21 protein-coding genes and 1 pseudogene are annotated in these 19,456 nt (G+C 58.5%); 10 read left to right on the forward strand and 12 right to left on the reverse strand.

Annotated elements, in window-relative coordinates:
* Nucleotides 1-62: 62 nt before the first annotated feature.
* From pstC to J0F90_RS24360, 7 genes are all read left to right on the forward strand, one after another.
* Nucleotides 63-1,019 (forward strand): phosphate ABC transporter permease PstC, encoded by a 957-nt coding sequence (gene pstC, locus J0F90_RS24330; protein WP_016929615.1) that lies wholly within the window; start codon nt 63-65, stop codon nt 1,017-1,019.
* 1 nt (nt 1,020) lies between these two features.
* Nucleotides 1,021-1,911: a phosphate ABC transporter permease PstA gene (gene pstA / locus J0F90_RS24335; RefSeq protein WP_004933824.1), complete on the forward strand. Its 891-nt coding sequence runs from the start codon at nt 1,021-1,023 to the stop codon at nt 1,909-1,911.
* A gap of 54 nt (nt 1,912-1,965) precedes the next feature.
* Nucleotides 1,966-2,736: a phosphate ABC transporter ATP-binding protein PstB gene (gene pstB, locus J0F90_RS24340; protein WP_016929614.1), complete on the forward strand. Its 771-nt coding sequence runs from the start codon at nt 1,966-1,968 to the stop codon at nt 2,734-2,736.
* Between the two features lie 11 nt (nt 2,737-2,747).
* Nucleotides 2,748-3,482 carry a phosphate signaling complex protein PhoU gene (gene phoU / locus J0F90_RS24345; protein ID WP_016929613.1) on the forward strand — a complete coding sequence of 245 codons (735 nt, stop codon included), beginning with the start codon at nt 2,748-2,750 and terminating at the stop codon, nt 3,480-3,482.
* A 168-nt stretch (nt 3,483-3,650) separates the two neighbouring features.
* The gene (locus J0F90_RS24350; protein WP_016929612.1) at nt 3,651-4,490 is read left to right on the forward strand and encodes an ABC transporter substrate-binding protein; all 840 of its coding nucleotides are present in this window, start codon (nt 3,651-3,653) and stop codon (nt 4,488-4,490) included.
* An 81-nt stretch (nt 4,491-4,571) separates the two neighbouring features.
* Complete coding sequence (locus J0F90_RS24355; protein WP_016929611.1) at nt 4,572-5,285, forward strand: amino acid ABC transporter permease; 714 nt, start codon at nt 4,572-4,574, stop codon at nt 5,283-5,285.
* A 1-nt stretch (nt 5,286) separates the two neighbouring features.
* Nucleotides 5,287-6,027: an amino acid ABC transporter permease gene (locus tag J0F90_RS24360; RefSeq protein ID WP_033639106.1), complete on the forward strand. Its 741-nt coding sequence runs from the start codon at nt 5,287-5,289 to the stop codon at nt 6,025-6,027.
* Here J0F90_RS24360 and yieH read toward each other — a convergent pair.
* A complete protein-coding gene (gene yieH / locus J0F90_RS24365) occupies nt 6,024-6,692 on the reverse strand; it encodes a 6-phosphogluconate phosphatase (RefSeq protein WP_016929610.1) in 669 nt (222 codons plus the stop codon). The two genes, J0F90_RS24360 and yieH, sit on opposite strands and share 4 nt — an antisense overlap.
* A 46-nt stretch (nt 6,693-6,738) precedes the next feature.
* Nucleotides 6,739-7,143 (reverse strand): NUDIX hydrolase, encoded by a 405-nt coding sequence (locus J0F90_RS24370; RefSeq protein ID WP_033639105.1) that lies wholly within the window; start codon nt 7,141-7,143, stop codon nt 6,739-6,741.
* Nucleotides 7,144-7,377: 234 nt separating this feature from the next.
* Between J0F90_RS24370 and J0F90_RS24375 the strand changes: the two genes are divergently transcribed.
* Nucleotides 7,378-8,715, forward strand: coding sequence for an NCS2 family permease (locus tag J0F90_RS24375; RefSeq protein WP_004933851.1), 1,338 nt, complete (start codon nt 7,378-7,380; stop codon nt 8,713-8,715).
* A 35-nt stretch (nt 8,716-8,750) separates the two neighbouring features.
* Here J0F90_RS24375 and J0F90_RS24380 read toward each other — a convergent pair whose 3' ends face one another.
* The 4 genes and pseudogenes from J0F90_RS24380 to J0F90_RS24395 form a co-directional block, all read right to left on the reverse strand.
* The gene (locus J0F90_RS24380; protein ID WP_033639104.1) at nt 8,751-9,803 is read right to left on the reverse strand and encodes an alpha/beta hydrolase; all 1,053 of its coding nucleotides are present in this window, start codon (nt 9,801-9,803) and stop codon (nt 8,751-8,753) included.
* Between the two features lie 76 nt (nt 9,804-9,879).
* Nucleotides 9,880-10,446, reverse strand: coding sequence for an NADPH-dependent FMN reductase (locus tag J0F90_RS24385; protein ID WP_004933859.1), 567 nt, complete (start codon nt 10,444-10,446; stop codon nt 9,880-9,882).
* A gap of 161 nt (nt 10,447-10,607) precedes the next feature.
* Nucleotides 10,608-11,333, reverse strand: coding sequence for a 4'-phosphopantetheinyl transferase family protein (locus J0F90_RS24390; protein ID WP_033639103.1), 726 nt, complete (start codon nt 11,331-11,333; stop codon nt 10,608-10,610).
* Between the two features lie 275 nt (nt 11,334-11,608).
* Nucleotides 11,609-11,710, reverse strand: a pseudogene (locus J0F90_RS24395).
* A 193-nt stretch (nt 11,711-11,903) separates the two neighbouring features.
* Between J0F90_RS24395 and J0F90_RS24400 the strand changes: the two are divergent.
* Nucleotides 11,904-12,797, forward strand: a complete 894-nt coding sequence (locus J0F90_RS24400; protein ID WP_033639102.1) for a hypothetical protein — start codon at nt 11,904-11,906, stop codon at nt 12,795-12,797.
* A gap of 57 nt (nt 12,798-12,854) precedes the next feature.
* Nucleotides 12,855-13,976: an amino acid permease gene (locus J0F90_RS24405; protein WP_033639101.1), complete on the forward strand. Its 1,122-nt coding sequence runs from the start codon at nt 12,855-12,857 to the stop codon at nt 13,974-13,976.
* A 10-nt stretch (nt 13,977-13,986) separates the two neighbouring features.
* Here J0F90_RS24405 and J0F90_RS24410 read toward each other — a convergent pair whose 3' ends face one another.
* From J0F90_RS24410 to rpmH, 6 genes are all read right to left on the reverse strand, one after another.
* Nucleotides 13,987-14,787 carry an MBL fold metallo-hydrolase gene (locus J0F90_RS24410; RefSeq protein WP_033639100.1) on the reverse strand — a complete coding sequence of 267 codons (801 nt, stop codon included), beginning with the start codon at nt 14,785-14,787 and terminating at the stop codon, nt 13,987-13,989.
* A gap of 147 nt (nt 14,788-14,934) precedes the next feature.
* Nucleotides 14,935-16,299: a tRNA uridine-5-carboxymethylaminomethyl(34) synthesis GTPase MnmE gene (mnmE, locus tag J0F90_RS24415; RefSeq protein ID WP_033639099.1), complete on the reverse strand. Its 1,365-nt coding sequence runs from the start codon at nt 16,297-16,299 to the stop codon at nt 14,935-14,937.
* Between the two features lie 96 nt (nt 16,300-16,395).
* Nucleotides 16,396-18,033: a membrane protein insertase YidC gene (gene yidC / locus J0F90_RS24420; protein WP_016929601.1), complete on the reverse strand. Its 1,638-nt coding sequence runs from the start codon at nt 18,031-18,033 to the stop codon at nt 16,396-16,398.
* Between the two features lie 2 nt (nt 18,034-18,035).
* A complete protein-coding gene (gene yidD / locus J0F90_RS24425; protein WP_004933881.1) occupies nt 18,036-18,293 on the reverse strand; it encodes a membrane protein insertion efficiency factor YidD in 258 nt (85 codons plus the stop codon).
* Nucleotides 18,257-18,616: a ribonuclease P protein component gene (gene rnpA, locus J0F90_RS24430; protein WP_004933883.1), complete on the reverse strand. Its 360-nt coding sequence runs from the start codon at nt 18,614-18,616 to the stop codon at nt 18,257-18,259. The genes yidD and rnpA overlap by 37 nt, the downstream gene beginning before the upstream one ends.
* A 17-nt stretch (nt 18,617-18,633) precedes the next feature.
* A complete protein-coding gene (gene rpmH / locus J0F90_RS24435) occupies nt 18,634-18,774 on the reverse strand; it encodes a 50S ribosomal protein L34 (protein ID WP_000831330.1) in 141 nt (46 codons plus the stop codon).
* Nucleotides 18,775-19,456: the final 682 nt, after the last annotated feature.

Here is a 19,456-nt window from a genome sequence, read left to right on the forward strand (position 1 = left end):
CACACAGTTCTTCAGGCTCCGATCCCGGTTGGGGCTGCCAGGGTTCAAACAGAGAGTAATCTATGGCTGAGTACAAGCCGACCATCAAAGCACCGGGCAAAAACGGTGACATCATTTTCAGCGCGCTGGTGAGACTGGCTGCGCTGATTACCCTATTGTTGCTGGGCGGCATCATCGTTTCGCTGATCTTCGCCTCCTGGCCAAGCATGCAGAAATTCGGCTTTGCGTTCCTGTGGACCAAAGAGTGGGACGCGCCGGCGGAGCAGTTCGGCGCGCTGGTGCCGATCTACGGCACCGTGGTCACCTCGCTTATCGCGTTGATCATCGCCGTGCCGGTGAGCTTCGGCATCGCGCTGTTCCTGACCGAACTGGCGCCGAACTGGCTGAAGCGGCCGCTGGGCATCGCCATTGAGCTGCTGGCGGCCATTCCGAGCATCGTCTACGGCATGTGGGGACTGTTCGTGTTCGCCCCGCTGTTCGCCGAATACTTCCAGACGCCGGTGGGCGACGTGCTGTCGGGCATTCCAATCGTTGGCGAGCTGTTCTCCGGCCCAGCCTTCGGCATCGGCATCCTGGCCGCCGGGGTGATCCTGGCGATCATGATCATTCCTTACATCGCCGCAGTGATGCGCGACGTGTTCGAACAGACCCCGGTGATGATGAAAGAGTCGGCCTACGGCATCGGCTGCACCACCTGGGAAGTCATCTGGCGCATCGTGCTGCCGTTCACCAAAAACGGCGTCATCGGCGGGGTGATGCTGGGCCTGGGCCGTGCGCTGGGGGAGACCATGGCGGTGACCTTTATCATCGGCAACACTTACCAGCTCGACAGCGCTTCGCTATACATGCCGGGCAACAGCATCACCTCGGCGCTGGCCAACGAATTCGCTGAAGCCGAGTCCGGCGTGCACACTGCCGCGTTGATGGAGCTGGGCCTGATTCTGTTTGTTATCACCTTTATCGTGCTGGCGCTGTCGAAACTGATGATCATGCGTCTGGCCAAGAATGAGGGGCGTTAACATGGCGACGATGGATATGCAAAACGCAGTCGTTCTGGCGGAAAGCCGCCGCAAAATGCAGGCCTGGCGCCGGCAGAAAAATCGCCTCGCGCTGTTCCTGTCGATGGCGACCATGGCGTTCGGGCTGTTCTGGCTGATCTGGATCCTGATCGCCACCGTCACCAAAGGCTTCGACGGCATGTCGCTGGCGCTGTTCACCGAGATGACCCCGCCGCCGAACACCGCGGGCGGCGGCTTGGCCAACGCCATCGCTGGCAGCGGCCTGTTGATCCTGTGGGCGACCCTCTTCGGTACGCCGCTGGGCATCATGGCCGGCATCTACCTGGCGGAATACGGCCGTAAATCCTGGCTGGCGGAAGTGATCCGCTTTATCAACGACATCCTGCTGTCCGCACCGTCGATCGTGGTGGGCCTGTTCGTTTACACCATCGTGGTGGCGAAGATGGAACACTTTTCCGGTTGGGCCGGCATCGTGGCGCTGGCGTTGCTGCAGGTGCCGATCGTCATTCGCACCACCGAGAACATGCTGAAGCTGGTGCCGGATACGCTGCGCGAGGCCGCCTATGCCCTGGGCACGCCGAAATGGCGCATGATTTCCGCCATCACGCTGAAGGCGTCGGTGTCCGGCATCATCACCGGCGTGCTGCTGGCGATTGCGCGCATCGCGGGGGAAACCGCGCCGCTGCTGTTCACCTCGCTGTCGAACCAGTTCTGGAGCACCGACCTGATGCAGCCGATCGCCAACCTGCCGGTGACCATCTTCAAATTCGCCATGAGCCCGTTCGCCGAATGGCAACAGTTGGCCTGGGCCGGGGTGCTGTTGATCACCCTGTGCGTACTGTTACTGAATATCCTGGCGCGCGTAATTTTCGCCAAGAAAAAGCATTCGTAAAATTTTGAGCACCGCTTTGGCGGCGCTGATGAAAAGAGAGAAGTCTTGATGAGTATGGTTACTGACGCTTCCAGCAGCAAAATTCAGGTACGCGATCTGAACTTCTACTACGGCAAATTCCATGCGCTGAAGAACATCACGCTGGATATCGCCAAGAACAAGGTCACCGCGTTTATCGGCCCATCCGGCTGCGGCAAATCCACCCTGCTGCGCACCTTTAACAAGATGTACCAGCTGTACCCGGAACAGCGTGCGGAAGGCGGCATTCTGCTGGACGGCCAGAACATCCTGACCGACAACTCGGATATCGCGTTGCTGCGCGCCAAGGTCGGCATGGTGTTCCAGAAGCCGACGCCGTTCCCGATGTCGATTTACGACAACATCGCTTTCGGCGTTCGCCTGTTTGAAAAGCTGTCGCGCGCCGATATGGACGAGCGCGTACAGTGGGCGCTGACCAAGGCCGCGTTGTGGAACGAAACCAAGGACAAGCTGCACCAGAGCGGCTACAGCCTCTCCGGCGGCCAGCAGCAGCGTCTGTGCATCGCCCGCGGCATCGCCATTCGTCCGGAAGTGCTGTTGCTGGATGAGCCTTGCTCGGCGCTGGATCCGATCTCCACCGGCAAGATTGAAGAGCTGATCAGCGAGCTGAAGGCCGATTACACCGTGGTGATAGTGACGCACAACATGCAGCAGGCGGCGCGCTGCTCCGACTCTACCGCATTTATGTATCTGGGCGAGCTGATCGAGTTCAGTGATACTGATAACCTGTTCACTGCGCCGCAGAAAAAGCAGACTGAAGACTACATCACTGGCCGTTATGGTTGATAGGAAGCATCATGGATAACCTGAATTTAAACAAACACATTTCCGGCCAGTTCAACGCAGAGCTCGAGCATATCCGCACCCAGGTGCTGACCATGGGCGGGCTGGTGGAGCAACAGCTGACCGATGCCATCACCGCGATGCACAATCAGGATGGCGAGTTGGCCAAGCGCGTAATTGAAGGCGACGCCAAGGTCAACATGATGGAAGTGGCGATCGACGAAGCGTGCGTGCGCATCATCGCCAAGCGCCAGCCGACCGCCAGCGATCTGCGCCTGGTGATGGCGATCATCAAAACCATTTCCGAGCTGGAGCGCATCGGCGACGTGGCGGACAAGATCTGCCGCACCGCGCTGGAAAAGTTCTCGCACCAGCATCAGCCGCTGCTGGTCAGTCTGGAGTCGCTAGGGCGCCACACCGTGCAGATGCTGCACGACGTGCTGGACGCGTTCGCGCGCATGGATCTGGACGAAGCGATCCGTATTTACCGCGAAGATAAAAAGGTCGACCAGGAATACGAAGGCATCGTGCGTCAGCTGATGACCTACATGATGGAAGACTCGCGCACCATTCCGAGCGTGCTGACCGCGCTGTTCTGCGCCCGCTCTATCGAGCGTATCGGCGACCGCTGTCAGAACATCTGCGAATTTATCTTCTATTTCGTCAAGGGGCAGGATTTCCGTCATTTGGGCGGCGATGCCCTGGAAAAGCTGCTCTCTCCGGGCGGTAAAGACGAAAAGGCCGACTAACTCTTTCCGGGTAATATCCTTCAAAGGCGCGGTTTCCCGCGCCTTTATTCCATCTTAAACGCGTAAAGATAAAAAGGTTATAAATATAGCTTTTTATATTATTTCCTGACCTATGTGGCGCTTGCTAGCTTATTCGCCAGCAGGACATCAACCACTTAGGAGCTTTCTATGAAACATCGCGCTTTGGCCTTAACGTTGTTAGCCAGTCTGACCGGCCTCGCCGCCGGCGCCGCGCACGCGGACAAACTTGACGATATCAAGCAAGCCGGCGTGGTGCGTATCGCGGTGTTCGACAGCAACCCGCCGTTCGGCTACATCGATCCGCAGAGCAAAAAGCTGGTGGGCTACGATGTGGACGTAGCCGACGCGATCGGCAAAGCGCTGGGGGTGAAAGTGGAGCTGCGCGCCACCAATCCGGCCAACCGCATTCCGCTGCTGGTGTCGAAGAAGGTAGACCTGATTGCCGCCAACTTCACCATTACCGACGAGCGCGCCAAGGAAGTGAACTTCAGCGTGCCGTATTTCGCCACCGGCCAGAAATTCATCGCCCGCAAAGGCGTATTGAAAACCCCGGAAGACATCAAGAAGCTGCGCATCGGCGCGGACAAGGGCACGGTGCAGGAAATCACCCTGCGCGAGCGTTTCCCGACGGCGAAAGTGATCTCCTACGATGATACCCCGCTGGCGTTCGTGGCGTTGCGCAACGGCAACGTGCAGGCGATCACTCAGGACGACGCCAAGCTGGTCGGCCTGCTCGGCAACCTGCCGGCGGCGCAGAAGGCGGAATTTGAAATTTCGCCGTTCAGCCTGACCAAAGAGTATCAGGGCGTGGGCATTCCCAAGGGCGAGGATCGCCTGACCGCCGCGGTGAATGAGACGCTGATCAAGCTGGAAAACGACGGCGAAGCGGTTAAGATTTACGATCGCTGGTTCGGGCCGGAGACCAAATCCGCCCAGCCGCGCGGCGATTTCAAAATCGCGCCTTTGGATCAGCAACCGAAAGCCTGATTTAACCGCTCGCGGTGAGATCGGTACGGAGGGGCGCAGCTTGCTGCGCCCCTGATGCATTCTGCAAGACAAGGATTGAACATGAATCTGGACTGGCTGCTGGCGCCGCAATACCTGAACTGGCTGTGGCACGGCTTTCTGCTGACGCTGTGGCTTTCCGCCTGCGCGGGCTTGGCGGCCACGCTGTTGGGCTTCGTGCTGGCGGCGATGCGCGACAGCAGCCTGCGGCCGCTGCGTTGGCTGGCGATGGGGTACAGCTCGCTGTTTCGCAATACGCCGCTGCTGGTGCAGCTGTTCTTCTGGTACTTCGCCGCCGGGCAAATCCTGCCGTCCGCCGCCATGCAGTGGCTGAACAGCGCACATCAGGTCGGCCCGCTTGAGTGGCCGTCGTTCGAGTTTCTCGCCGGTTTCTTCGGCCTGACGCTGTACTCCACCGCCTTTATCGCCGAAGAGATCCGCTCCGGCATTCGCGGCGTCGCCGGCGGGCAGAAATATGCCGCTCAGGCGCTGGGGCTGACCGGCTGGCAGGCGATGCGCTACGTGGTGCTGCCGCAGGCGCTGAAAATCGCGCTGCCGCCGCTGCTGGGGCAATACATGAACGTGATCAAGAACTCGTCGCTGACCATGGCGATCGGCGTTGCCGAACTCTCTTACGCCTCGCGTCAGGTCGAAACCGAAACCCTGCGCACCTTCCAGGCGTTCGGCGTGGCGACGGTACTGTATATCGCCATCATCGCGCTGCTGGAAGGTTGGGGCATGTGGCGACAACAGCGTAAACCGCTGGGAGGACATTGAGATGGATTTCAGCGTGATTCATGACAACCTGGGTTACCTGCTGTGGGGCACCTGGCCGGATGGGCCGCTGGGCGGCGCGGCGCTGACGTTGGCGATCAGCCTGATGGCCGGCGTGGTCTCGGCGGTGCTCGGCACCTTACTCGGCGTGGCGCTGGCGATGTCGCGCGGCGTCGCCGCCGGGCTGCTGGCGGCGGTGTTGGGCTTTTTCCGCGCTATTCCGGTCATCATGCTGATCTTCTGGACCTATTTCCTGCTGCCGATGGTGTTTGGCGTCGAGATCCCGGAAATTACCACCGTGGTGTGTGCGCTGGCGTTGATCGCTTCGGCCTATCTGGCTCATGCGGTGAAGGCCGGCATCGCCGCGATCGGTCCCGGCCAGTGGCAGGCCGGGCTTTCTCTGGGGCTGACGCGCTGGCAGACGCTGCGCATGATCGTGCTGCCGCAGGCGCTGCGCATGATGGTGCCGTCGTTCATCAACCAGTGGATTTCTCTGATCAAAGACACCTCGTTGGCTTATATCGTCGGCGTTGGCGAATTGACCTTCCTGGCGACCCAGGTCAACAACCGCAGCATGGTCTATCCGATGGAAGTGTTCCTGTTTGTGGCGCTGGTCTATTTCGTATTCTGCCTGGCGCTCGATCTGCTGGCCAACGCGGTCAACCGCCGCTTCGGCGCGCAAACCCGCGCGCTGAAGCGGTCCTGGCGCTGGTGGCGCAACAAGCCGCCGTTGCCGGCCAGTTAATCGGCCGTCAGCCGCCAGCCGCGTTCGCGCCACAGCGCGGGCAATTGAGCCAGGTCGTCAAACGTGGTCACCAGCGGGTGATCGATCGGCGGATTATGCGGATCGGCGCAGAAGTAAAAGACCGGAATGCCGGCATTGATGCCGGCCTGCGCGCCGGCGGGCGAATCGTCCACCAGGATGCAGCGCGTCACCGGCACCCGCATCTGTTCGGCGGCGTGAAACACGATCGCCGGATCCGGCTTCCAGCGCTGAATGTCATAGCCGCTGAACAACCGGTCATCAAAATAAGGCAGCATGCCGGTCAGGCCGAGCGAGTGCTGCATCTTGCTGACCGGCCCGTTGGAGACGGTGCAGACAGGCACCGTCACCTGTGCCAGCAGCTCGCGGGCGCCGGCAATCTGTTGCAGCTCGCTGTCGAACAACCGCGCCACTTCCTGCCGATACAGCGGCTCCAGCGTCTCTTTTTCCAGGTCAGTGCCCTGCTCGGCATTGACCCGATCGATGATCTCGTACAGCTTCACCCCTTTGTATTTCTTGAATACCTCTTCCAGCGACAGATGAATGCCGTAGTGGGCGAACATATGGACATAGGCTTTGCTGCACAGCACTTCGCTGTCCACCAGCGTGCCATCGCAGTCGAACAAAATGCAGTCAATCTGATTCATGCGGGACAGGTTCCTTCGGGTTAACGCCGCCAAGGCGACTCAGCGATCACTTGATCAGGTTACGCGCCTTGAGATCGTGCAAAATCAGCGCGGCGACGTGTGAGCACTGCGGCAGATCGCGGCTGTCGCACCACTTCAGCTCGGCGATTTCGGCGGCCGGCTGCAGTTGCCCGGTAAAGTCGGCCTGGTAGCAGCGAATGCGCACCTGGGTGCCGTCCTGCTTGCCGTCCGCCGGGCCGGTGAACTCGCCGTAAAACGCGATGGATTGCGGCTGCAGCGCAACGGTCAGCTCTTCGTCGATTTCGCGGCACAGCGCCTGTTCGTCGGTTTCGCCCGCTTCGCGCTTTCCGCCCGGCATATAAAACAGCGTCTTATTGTGCGAGCGCACCAGCGCCACTTTGTCATCTTTCAGCGCGATCAACGCCAGCTTATCGATAAAGGTCGAAGACATGCGGATTCCTGTTTTTAACGGATAGGGACAGAGGGGGCGATAGACCATTTTATCGGCCGTGCCGGCAAACGGCAACGCAGCGGGCGGCAACGGGGTATGAATGCCTGTAAATACAAGCCGTTGACGCGTTTAGCCGTAAAGACGGCGAAAAAAACCTGTGACCGGCGTCAAAAGCCCCACTTTTTGTTATAGGATAGCCGGCGACTGTCCATTCCCATTTTCGGAATTCTGATAATGACCAAACCAGTATCTGGCCTTGACGCTGAGCAAGGCTTGCTTGGGCGCGTGTTTAAACTCAAGCAACATGGCACGACGGCGCGTACGGAAACGATTGCCGGTATCACCACCTTCCTCACCATGGTGTATATCGTGTTCGTTAACCCGCAAATTTTGGGCGCAGCGGGCATGGATACCCAGGCAGTATTTGTCACCACTTGTTTGATCGCCGCCTTCGGCAGCATCTTTATGGGCCTGCTGGCGAACCTGCCGGTGGCGCTGGCGCCGGCGATGGGCCTGAACGCCTTCTTCGCCTTCGTGGTGGTCGGGGCGATGGGCATTTCCTGGCAGGTGGGCATGGGCGCCATCTTCTGGGGCGCGGTCGGCCTGCTGCTGCTGACCATTTTCCGCATCCGTTACTGGATGATCGCCAACATTCCGGTCAGCCTGCGCGTCGGCATCACCAGCGGCATCGGCCTGTTCATCGGCATGATGGGGCTGAAAAACGCCGGCATCGTGGTGGCCAACCCGGACACGCTGGTGACCATCGGCAGCCTGACCTCGCACAACGTGCTGCTGGGGGCGCTCGGCTTCTTCATCATCGCCGTGCTCTCTTCGCGCAACTTCCACGCGGCGGTGCTGGTATCTATCGTGGTCACCACCCTGATCGGCTGGATGCTGGGCGACGTGAAATACGGCGGCCTGTTCTCCCTGCCGCCGAGCATCACCTCGGTGGTGGGCCAGGTCGACGTGGCCGGCGCGCTGAACATCGGGCTGGCCGGGGTCATCTTCTCGTTTATGCTGGTGAACCTGTTCGACTCTTCCGGCACCCTGATCGGCGTCACCGATAAAGCCGGCCTGACCGACAACCAGGGCAAGTTCCCGCGCATGAAGCAGGCGTTGTACGTTGACAGCATCAGCTCAGTGGCCGGTTCGCTGGCGGGGACCTCTTCCGTGACCGCTTACATCGAAAGCTCGTCCGGCGTCGCCGTCGGCGGCCGCACCGGTCTGACGGCGGTGGTCACCGGCCTGCTGTTCCTGCTGGTGATCTTCCTGTCGCCGTTGGCGGGCATGGTGCCGGCTTACGCCGCCGCCGGCGCGCTGATCTATGTCGGCGTGCTGATGACCTCCAGCCTGGCGCGGGTGAAGTGGGACGATCTGACCGAAGCGGTACCGGCGTTTGTCACCGCGGTGATGATGCCGTTCAGTTTCTCGATCACCGAAGGCATCGCGCTCGGCTTTATCTCCTACTGCGTGATGAAGCTCGGCACCGGCCGCTGGCGTGAAATCAGCCCGTGCGTGGTGGTCGTGGCGCTGCTGTTCGTGCTGAAGATCGTCTTCGTCGACGGCCATTGACAGCCAAAGGGCCGACGCCCGTCGGCCCTGAAATCTTAGACGCCCGGCGTCGCATCCGGCGCCCGATCCAGCACCCACTGCAACGGCCGCCTGAAGCGCGCCTGCCAACTGCCGGCGGCATCCTCCCCCTGGGCGAAGTGCAGCGTCTGCACCTGATTATCCTCCCCGAACAGATTGGCGAAGTGCAATGCCAGCGCCTGTTCGCTGAAATTCTGCCGATCGTAATACGCCATCACGATTTTCTTTTGCGCCGCCAGCGACTGCTGGGCCGGCTTGATCTCGCCGTTGGGGGCGATCAAGAGCGCGCCGGCATAAAACTGCGGGTACTTGGCGATCAGGTTGGCGGCGTGCAACGCGCCCTGGCCGCGGGCGCTGAGGTAAATCCGCCGGGGATCCAGCTTTAGCTGCGGAGCCAGCTGTTGCAGCGTACGCTGAATGGCGGTTTGGGTGCTCTCGTCGCTGTAATTCGACCAGCGGAAGCTGTTTTCCGACAGCATCTGCGTGCCGTTGAGCTCGATGTAGGCCACGCCCATTTCGCCGAACAGCAGCCGCTCCTCGGGACTGATGGCGGCGGCTTTGCCGTAGGTATGCAGGAAGATCACCGTTGGCCACCCTTCGGGCGGCGTTTCGCCGTCCGGTATCGCGTAGCTGGCCTTGCCTTCATAGCGGCGAGCGTGCTGCAGATAGCGCGCTTTGGTGGCGGCCAGGATAGATTGGTAGGTGGCGGAGTGCTGGATGCTGTTGAAGGCGTCGTCCTCCAGCAGGTTGTAGTAGTACCACAGGCCGCGGTCGGCGCTCAGCTGCAGGTAGCGCTCCGCCAGCTCGGTTTGCCCTTTCTCCGCCGACGACACCGCCAGCTGGTAGGGCGCCCAGACATTGCGGCCGTCTTCGCGCATCAGCGTCAGGTACAGCGACATGGCGCCCAGCTTTTTATCTTCCTGGTTTTGCGCAGATCGCGACAGCTGGGCGTTGAGCGCGCTGTGCGCAGGCAGCTCCAGCGGTTCTTCACCGGCGGGATAACGCATGTCTGCGGCGAAAGCGGGACTGGTGATGGAAACGAAAAATAACGCTAAAATGAAAAAATACATGATGCTATGGCTTTAATTTCAATAAATTGACGGACGTCATGTCCTGTTGCGGCGCCCCGCGGGCGCCGCGAGACCTTCACTCCACGCGGCGAATAAAATCGCTGAACGCGGACAGCTGGCCGGTCAGGAAATCCAGCGTTCCCTGATCGCTCAGTTCACCGGCCTGTTCATCGACCTTGCTTTGGATCACGCCGCCCATAAACTCAGGCTTGTTCATTACCATCGCATCGAGGAACACCAGGATCTGACGCAGATGGTATTGGCAGCGCGCGCCGCCGATCGGCCCCATTGAGCTGGTTTGAATGGCCACCGGCTTGCCGGCCAGCGGCTGATTCGGTACGCGAGACAGCCAATCGATGGCGTTTTTCAACCCGCCGGGCACGGAATAGTTGTATTCGGGGGTGACGATGATCACGCCGTCGGCCTGGCGGATCTGCTCTGCTATCGCTTCGACTGCGGCAGGGAAGCCTTCACCCTGTTGCATGTCGGCGTCGTACAGCGGGATATCGCGGATGGAGGGCAGCGCTTCAATGGTGACGCCCTGCGGAGCCAGGCCAGGCAGGGCGCGGGCCACCATGGCGTTGTAGGAGCCTTTGCGCAGGCTGCCGAGTAGAGTGACGATTTTTAAGGCTTGGTCTGACATGGTGATTCTCCCTTTCGAATGAGCAGATTCAGCGTACAACATGGGCGAATAGTAGGCTAAAGCGCGGGTCGAGAATAGGCGATTGCTCAACATTTAGCTGTCTTTACAATTTAATCCAGTAACTCGTGCGGTAAAGACCGCGTTATCCGCTTTGCGCCGCGTCAACCTGGAGTCTTCAGGCCCGTCAGTTTAACGAAGCGTGAGGATGCCGCCGGGCTGCGCGGCGATATTTCCCCGTCTTTGTGCAGGCCGCCGCGCTCTTCGTAGCGCCAGCACAGCAGACGATCCAGCTCGGGGCTGCCGGCGCAGGCCCAGCTCAGATATTCGTCGGCGTCGCTCATCACCTGAACGTCCGGCGTGGCGCTGGAGCGCAGGTGACCGGAGAAGGGATGCAGACGCAGCGTGGACTGGCCGCTGTTGCCGAGGCCGGAAATTTTCAGCACGCTTTGCCGAATGCTCCACAGCTGAGTCTCCGCCTCCAGCCGATCGTCCTGCGCGCCGATCCAGGCACTTTCCGCCGGCGTCTGATGCGCGTTCTGCAGCGCGCTTTGCCGGCTGCCGCGCGCCCGCATCACTTCGATATCCAGTCCGACTTTGCCCTCGTCGCTAAGCAGCACGCCCACGGTGTTGCTGGCGTAGGCGAGGCTAAAATCGGGCAACTGATGATCGGCGAAGCAGGGGCGGCCGGTCGGCGTGGTGGCGATGGGGGGCAGCGTCGGCAGGCCGTACAGGTAGAACATCATTTCGGCGAGCAGAATGCGCCCTTGCAGGTAGCGCGTGCGGCGCTTAACGGAAAAGGTGCGGGTGGCGGCTATCACTTCGTCGGAGAGTCTCTGGGTATCCAGGACAGCGGAGGCCGGGGTCCATCGGGCAAAATGACACGCCATTGTTCACTCCATGACAGAGGGTCGCTAAGAACGCAGGGGTGTTAGATTAAGACTAAGTTGAGGATTTATCATCAAAAAACACTATGCGGATTATCCGATTTGTTGGCTTTTGCGCTGTGCAGGAGGGAATGGGGGCATGCAAGGCGAAGGTTATTCAGACCTCAAATCGCGTTGCGTAATGGGGTCGTACATAAAATTAATCAGTTCCGAAGCCAGCCGCTTTCGAATCGACGGCGTCCAATGAACCCATAAAATACCGCCTGATAAGAAAAAGTTGGCGGAGAGAGCAGGATTCGAACCTACGACACGATGACTCGTGTGGATTTAAGAAACGGTTAGTTTCTTAAATCTGGCTTAAACCACTCGCCCACCTCTCCGCATTCGTTTGTTGGAAATATAAAACCACACAATAAAAATGGTTAAAATAACCTGAACTTGAAAATGTGACCAAACCCACAAAAACCCTATTTATTGTAGGTGTTTATTAATTATCAGAGTCAGGTCACTAAATTTACATTAGCTATTGTTATAAAAAGTTGGCGTCATTGGCTACGAATAGGGAAGAAGGGTATGCCAGATCTCGAATTAATGCCGCTGCAAAGCGCCGATTTTTATAAGACAGCTGAACGTGTTGTTTTTAAAGAATATAAATGTAACTGCAAAAAAGGTTGGAAGGGTGAAGATCGCTTTATCGTCTACAAAGCCGATCAGAATGGGATCGCTGAGGTTATCAACAATGAGGTTTCAAATAACAACGTTGAAGAACTCATCGCGCTGGCATCATCTTTTTTGACGGATAAGGTGGTGATTTCCGGCGGGCATACCGTGGTTAATTTGGACGATCGTTTTTCTATCAGCAGTGAAGTGGAAAAGTCCGCGCGCTTCTGCATTGACTACATTGCCGAATCCATCAGACGGCTCGGTGTTCAGCCTGACTTCTTGATGGAAATAAATGATTTCTATATGGAAAAAAACGATGGCAGCGAGATAGACGGCGCTAACGAATTCAGGAAGATGGCGACATCGCCGTACATTATTCCGGAAAAAATAAACGACTACATTCTGGCGTCTAATCAACGCCATGACATTGATATCAATGCATTTTATGTCAGTGAGAAAAACATGGCGGATCGCTTTAAACGCCACATTAAAAACCGTATGGATAAAGAGGCGTATTTTCAGCGCCAAGACGGAAATGTGAAGATGACGGTGGGTGAACACGCGTTCGATATCATCAAGGAAAATAAACCGACCTGCGCGGCGGGAAATGCCGCGACGTTCAGGGCCATTCGGTATCGTATTTCCTCCAATAAAATCTTTGATAATTATACGTCGCATATTGGCGTTTTTCCGCTGTGTTCACGCGTCAACGTGCTTAACGGCTATCGTGCGGCCGCGACTTTTTACGATAATTTCGCCTTGCCTTCTTTGCTGGTCTTCTTCGGCAAATCCTGTTTCGAATGACATTTTTTGTGCCAACTGGCTATGTGTCGCGCATAGCCATGATGGTCGAGCATCATCATGAAAATCTCACACTTGTATTGGCCAGTCACTTTCTTCTCCACGGCATTCGGCGCCGGGATTTTCTTTTTGCCGCAGGCGGTGGGGCCGGGCGTGCTGGGGATGAAGGTGTTCATGCTGTTTATCGTTATCGCCATGTCGGTATCGATGATGGCGCACTATCTTTTTTTCAAATTCATCATTTCGCACCCGGAGAAAGATTTCCTGGCGGCATCATCGACGTTTATCGGCGAGCGGGCAGCGGCAATCGTCTGTGTGCTGTTTATTTTGTCGATGATTATTATCGTGCTGATAAATTTCATCACTTTGGTCAACGTCGTCGCGTCTTTTTTCCACAACGGATTCTGGGTTAGGGGCGGCATTTCGCTGTTGCTGAGTGCCGCGCTGTCGGCGGCATGGTTGGCGTTTAGTCAGCGAGTCGAGCACCTGATTTCCAGAATGGCACTGGTTTCTATCGTACTGGTGGCGATCCTGGCGGTGTTTTTCCTGTTACAACCTGCAGGGGGGCGGCAGGCGGTGCAGGCGTCGCCTGGCATTTCATTGCAGACGTGGCTGCTGCTGCCAATTTTTCTTTTTACATTTAACTTTACCCCGTGCATCCAGCGCTTTGCGAAAAGCGCCGTGCGACCGCAGGCACGCAGTATTCTGTTTGGCAAGGTACTGATCATGGCGTTTATCGTCATGATCGTTATCGCCATCAGCCGTTTGCTGACGCTGGATGACATCTCAATCATTAACAGCCGCAATGTGGATGCGCTGTTTTATACCGCCGGTTTGACCGGCAGCGCCACGGCGTGGTTAGGCGCTGCCCTGTTGCTATGTTTACTGACCGGCGGCGCCTATATCGGCACGTTGACCGGCGTGATCGATGGCATTACGTCCTTCGGCGTGGCGGGCAAAAAGAGAATCATCGCAGGGAATATCGTTGTCTGTACGTTTATTGGTACGATCAACCCGAGCATTATCAAGATCATCTCGGGCTGGTCGATACCCGTTATCGTGATGACCGTCTTTTTCATCCCATCACTGTATTTTTTGCTACGGGGCGACGGCAGGCAAAAGGGGATCGGCGTCGTCGTGCTGGGCTCCGGCATCGCGGTAATCGCGACGTTGTTGGTGTAAAACGGCACGCTTAATCCAGAACCAGCGTATCGCCGGTGGCCGGCGCGAGCCCTGCCGGCAGCCATAGCCGGCCCCAGGCGCCGGTACAGTGGCAGCCCATGATCTTTTCCGGCTGATGCTGCCGTAAAAAACGGCGGACGCGCCAGAGCGTGCGCGGGGAAGCGCAGCGCAGATGAAAACCGCCGATCAAGGCGTGGATCCTGTCGATTCCGGTGATTTGCTGGCAATGGCGCACGATATTCACGATCCCTCGGTGCCCGCAGCCGGTCACGATCACCAGACCGCGATCCGATTTGTAAATCAGCACCCCTTCGTCAATAACGTAATCTACCGCTGCGTTCTCCCCGGCGATCACCCCGTAGGCGCGGGGTGCGGGCACCGCGATTTCGCCTGACCACATAAAGCGATCGCCGATCGCCAGCGGTTCGCGGCTGTATTGCATGCGGTGGCGCGAGTAGTCGATATCCAAAGAGAGCTTTTTGATTTTCCGAGTGTGGCCCAGCACCTTCAGCGCCGCATAGCGCTCATCGCCGACCTGCGGGTGGCAGATGATACGGCTGTTGTCCGGCAGCCAGGCGACGCCGCCGCAGTGGTCATAGTGGCCGTGGGAGAGCACCGTCGCGGTGATACGGGAGAGATCGACACCCATCAGCGCCGCATTGCGCAGAAAGCTGTCGTCGGGGCCGGTATCGAACAGTATGGACGTCGTATCATCCTCAATCAGCAGGCTTAACCCGGCCTTGGCCTGCAATAGCGGGTTGGCGCCGGCGGCGCGGCGGTTTTCCAGCAATACCTTGAGGGTCAATGCCATGTTGACTCGTTCCTGAGAGAGATTCCTGACTGGCCAGTATAGCGCGGGACGCTGCGGCGGCTTTGTGAGCAGGCGCGCAGAGCGAGAGCGGAAAAGAAAAACGGCCGGAACAAGGGCTTGTCCCGGCCGTGAAGGCGTCTGGCGGTGTTACTTGCCGATACAGAAGCTGGAGAAAATGCGGCCCAGCAGGTCGTCGGAGGTGAATTCGCCGGTGATTTCGCTCAGGGCCAGCTGCGCCTGGCGCAGTTCCTCGGCCAGCAGCTCCCCCGCGTAAGCGCTCACTAACTGTTCTTTGCCCTGTACCAGATGCTGCGCCGCCAGTTCCAGCGCCTGCAGGTGGCGACGGCGCGCCAGGAAGCCGCCTTCCATGTTGCTGGTGAAGCCCATGCTCTGTTTAAGATGATCGCGCAGCACATCGACGCCTTCGCCGGTGCGGGCCGACAGGCGAATCAGTGAGTGGTTATTCACTTCCGTCAGACCCAGCGTTTCACCGGTGATGTCGGCCTTATTGCGCACCACGGTGATCGGCAACGTGCCTGGCAGGCGCGCCATAAACTCCGGCCAGATCTCCGCCGGCTCGGTGGCGGCGGTGGTGGTGCCGTCAACCATAAACAGCACCCTGTCGGCCTGTTCGATCTCGTTCCATGCACGTTCGATGCCGATGCGTTCCACTTCGTCGCTGGCGTCGCGCAGGCCGGCGGTGTCGATGATGTGCAGCGGCATGCCGTCGATATGGATATGCTCGCGCAAGACGTCGCGGGTGGTGCCGGCGATATCGGTGACGATCGCAGCCTCGCGCCCGGCCAACGCATTGAGCAGGCTCGATTTGCCGGCGTTGGGGCGCCCGGCGATCACCACCTTCATCCCTTCACGCAGCAGGCTGCCCTGGCGCGCTTCGCCGCGCACGCTGTCCAGATCCGCCATGACGTCGTTGAGCTGCGCCTCGATTTTACCGTCGGACAGGAAGTCGATTTCCTCGTCCGGGAAGTCGATCGCCGCTTCCACGTAGATTCGCAGGTGAGTGAGCGCTTCCACGAGCTGGTGGATGCGGGTGGAAAACGCGCCCTGGAGCGAGTTCATCGCCGAGCGCGCCGCCTGCTCGGAGCTGGCGTCGATCAGATCGGCAATCGCTTCGGCCTGCGCCAAATCGAGTTTGTCGTTGAGAAACGCGCGCTCGGAGAACTCGCCGGGCCGCGCGATGCGCACGTCGGGCAGCGCCAGCACGCGCTTGAGCAACAGATCGAGGATCACCGGCCCGCCGTGGCCCTGCAGCTCCAGCACGTCTTCGCCGGTAAAGGAGTTCGGCCCCGGGAACCATAGCGCGATGCCCTGATCGAGGGTGGCGCCCGTGGCGTCGCGGAACGGCAGATAGTCAGCGTAGCGCGGCTTCGGCAGCTTGCCGAGCAACGCCAGGGCGATGTCTTTGGCCTTGCTTCCGGAAATGCGCAGAATGCCGACGCCGCCGCGTCCCGGCGGGGTGGCTTGGGCTACGATGGTATCGGTGGTGCTCATAACGGTTCTCTCTGACGATTAAGATGCAAAAAGGCGGTCTAATGACCGCCTTTGGTGTTACTGCAAGGGTCGGCGCGCCGAACCCCTACACTACGCTTAGCTTTTTTTCTTGTCGCGGCTGTGCAGACCGCGTTTTTCCAGACCACGGTAAATCAGCTGCTGCTGCAGGATGGTCACCAGGTTGCTGACGATGTAGTACAGCACCAGACCGGACGGGAACCACAGGAAGAATACTGTGAAGATCACCGGCATGAAGGTCATGATTTTCTGCTGCATCGGATCAGTCACGGTGGTCGGCGACATCTTCTGAATGAAGAACATCGTCACGCCCATCAGGATTGGCAGGATGTAGTACGGGTCTTGCGCCGACAGGTCATGGATCCACAGGGCGAACGGCGCGTGGCGCAGCTCGACCGAACCCATCAGCATGTAGTACAGCGCCAGGAAGATCGGCATCTGAATGATCAGCGGCAGGCAGCCGCCGAGCGGGTTCACTTTCTCCGCCTTGTACAGCGCCATCATCTCTTGGCTCATGCGCTGTTTGTCATCACCGATGCGCTCGCGCATCGCCTGCAGCTTCGGCTGCAGCATGCGCATTTTCGCCATCGAGGTGTACTGCGCCTTGGTCAGCGGGTACATGATGCCGCGCACGATGAAGGTGATGATGATGATGGAGAAGCCCCAGTTACCGATAAAGCCGTGGATGAACTTCAGCAGTTTGAACAGCGGCTGGGAGATAAACCACAGCCAACCGTAATCCACGGTCAGATCCAGGTGCGGCGCCAACTGGGCCATCTGGTCCTGCAGCTCCGGGCCGACCCACAGGGTCGCGTTCAGCTGCTGCTGAGCGCCCGGCTGCACCACGACCGGCGTAGATTTGAAGCCGATGGTGGACAGGTTGTCGCCCGGTTTGGCGGTGTAGAAGGTGTTGTCACCCTTGGTCGCCGGCACCCACGCGGTGGCGAAGTACTGCTGCAGCATGGCGACCCAACCGTCTTTGGTGGTGACGCTCAGGTTTTCGTCTTTGTCGAACGCGTATTTCTGGTACTTGTCCTCGCTGGACGAGTACGCCGCGCCGCGGAAGGTGTGCAGCGCGAAGTTGCTGCTGCCGGTGTCGCGGTGCTTAGGCAATTCGGTGGTCTGCTTCAGCTGGCCGAACAGGGTCAGCTCCAGCGGCGTCGCGCCTTTGTTGTCGATGCTGTAATCCACGCCGACCGCATAGTGGTTGCGTTTAAGCACGAAGGTCTTGGTGTAGACCGCGCCGTCTTTATCGGTGTAGGTCAGCGGGATGCGCAGCTCGTCCTGGCCTTCCGGCAGGGTGTAGCTGTCCTGCGCCGCCTGATACAGCGGGCGTTCGCCGTTGGCCGGGTTGTCCGGGCCGTTTTTACCGGTCAGGCCGCTTTGCGCCTGATAGACGAACGACGGGGTGGTTTCCAGAAGTTGGAACGGAGTCGATGAACCCAGAGTATCCGGGTAGGCCAACAGTTTAGCCTGCTCGATATCGCCACCACGGGTGTTGATGGTCAGTGACAGCACGTCGGTGTTCACGGTAATCAGCTTACCCTGACCACTGGCTGGCACGGCCTGGCTGGCGGCATCACCGGCTACTGCGTTCGAAGTCTGTTGCGTGGTCTGTGCGGCCGGCTGCGGAGCATTGTCCGTTTGCCATGCCTGCCAGATCATGAAAGACACGAACAGCAGAGCGATGAGAAGAAGATTGCGTTGCGAATCCATCGTTAGTGTTCTCTGTTATCGTCGGTTTTTGGCGGCACCGGATCATCGCCACCTGGGTTCAAAGGGTGGCATTTTAATACGCGTTTCAATGCTAACCAACTGCCTTTTATCATGCCAAACCTGCTTAATGCCTCAATTGCGTAATGAGAGCATGTCGGCTGGAAGCGACAACGAGGCCCTAGCAGCGGGCTGATGACGAGCTGATAGGCCCGCACCAGCCCGATCAGGATGCGGGAGCCTGGCGACAGTGGCGACGCCATAATTTATCCAAAGCTTCCGTCAGCGCGCGGTTATCCAAATCCGCTATCCCCTTTTTGGCCACCACGACAAAATCCATCGCCGGTAATTCGTGCTGGCGCAGGCGGAAGCTCTCGCGGGTTAGGCGTTTGATCCGATTACGCTCGTGCGCGCGTTTGACGTGTTTTTTGGCGACGGTAAGACCGATGCGGGGATGCCCCAGCTGGTTCAGGCGGCCGAGGATGGTGATTTGCGGCGTGCCAGCCCGTTGTGGCTGCTGGAAGACGAAAGTGAAATGAGTGGGAGTTAACAAACGTAACTCCCTGGGAAAAGCGAGCTTAACCACTCAGCGGGTTAGCTTTATTACTTAGAAACAGTCAGACGAGCACGGCCTTTCGCACGACGGCGGGCCAGAACTTGACGACCATTTTTGGTGGCCATACGAGCACGGAAACCGTGGCTACGGTTGCGCTTCAATACGGACGGTTGGAAAGTGCGTTTCATAGCGATTTCTACCTAAACTTAAAATAATTACTGATCAGTAAACGCGTTTGGCTACTCGGCGTGAAGATGACCGACGCCTCAATCGCAATACATAAAGAAGCGGGATTGTAATAATTGTACAGTCCTGAGTCAATTCGCATCGCGCCAGCCTACCTGGTTGTCTGCCAATAACGGAACAAAATCCGGTCTTGGCCCGTGGTCACCGCAGAATCCTGTCTGGCTAATGACGCACCATAAGGAACCAGGTATCACACGTAGGGCGAAGATTATACGGACTCGGGGTGAAATCGCAAGGATCCCCGTGAGATCCTTTGCGCGCGATCGCAGGATCCGGCGTGGATAACAGGGTATAACCGGTTGACAATGTAAAAAACGCGGCGCAGCGGCCGGGATCTGCGCGGTCATTCGGCGCTGGCGGTGAAAAGATCGCCGCCGGCCGCGGCCTGTGGATAAAATGGATCTAATCTGTGAGGAAGGGGAGGATCTCTTGCTCGGATTGCGCTATGATCCGTCATTCCGATCGCGATCCCTCATGCCGGGATCGTGAGGGACACAAACCGTGAAAGGCGGTTCGCATCCCCCACAGGCAAACAGCCGATGCCGGGTATGTGTCAAAAATCATGAGTTATAAAAAAGTTGCCCGTTTCTTTTCTTTATTGATCTTGTTCGAGTGGAGTCCGCC

Origin of the sequence: Serratia marcescens subsp. marcescens ATCC 13880 (assembly GCF_017299535.1) — a bacterium.
GTDB lineage: Bacteria > Pseudomonadota > Gammaproteobacteria > Enterobacterales > Enterobacteriaceae > Serratia > Serratia marcescens.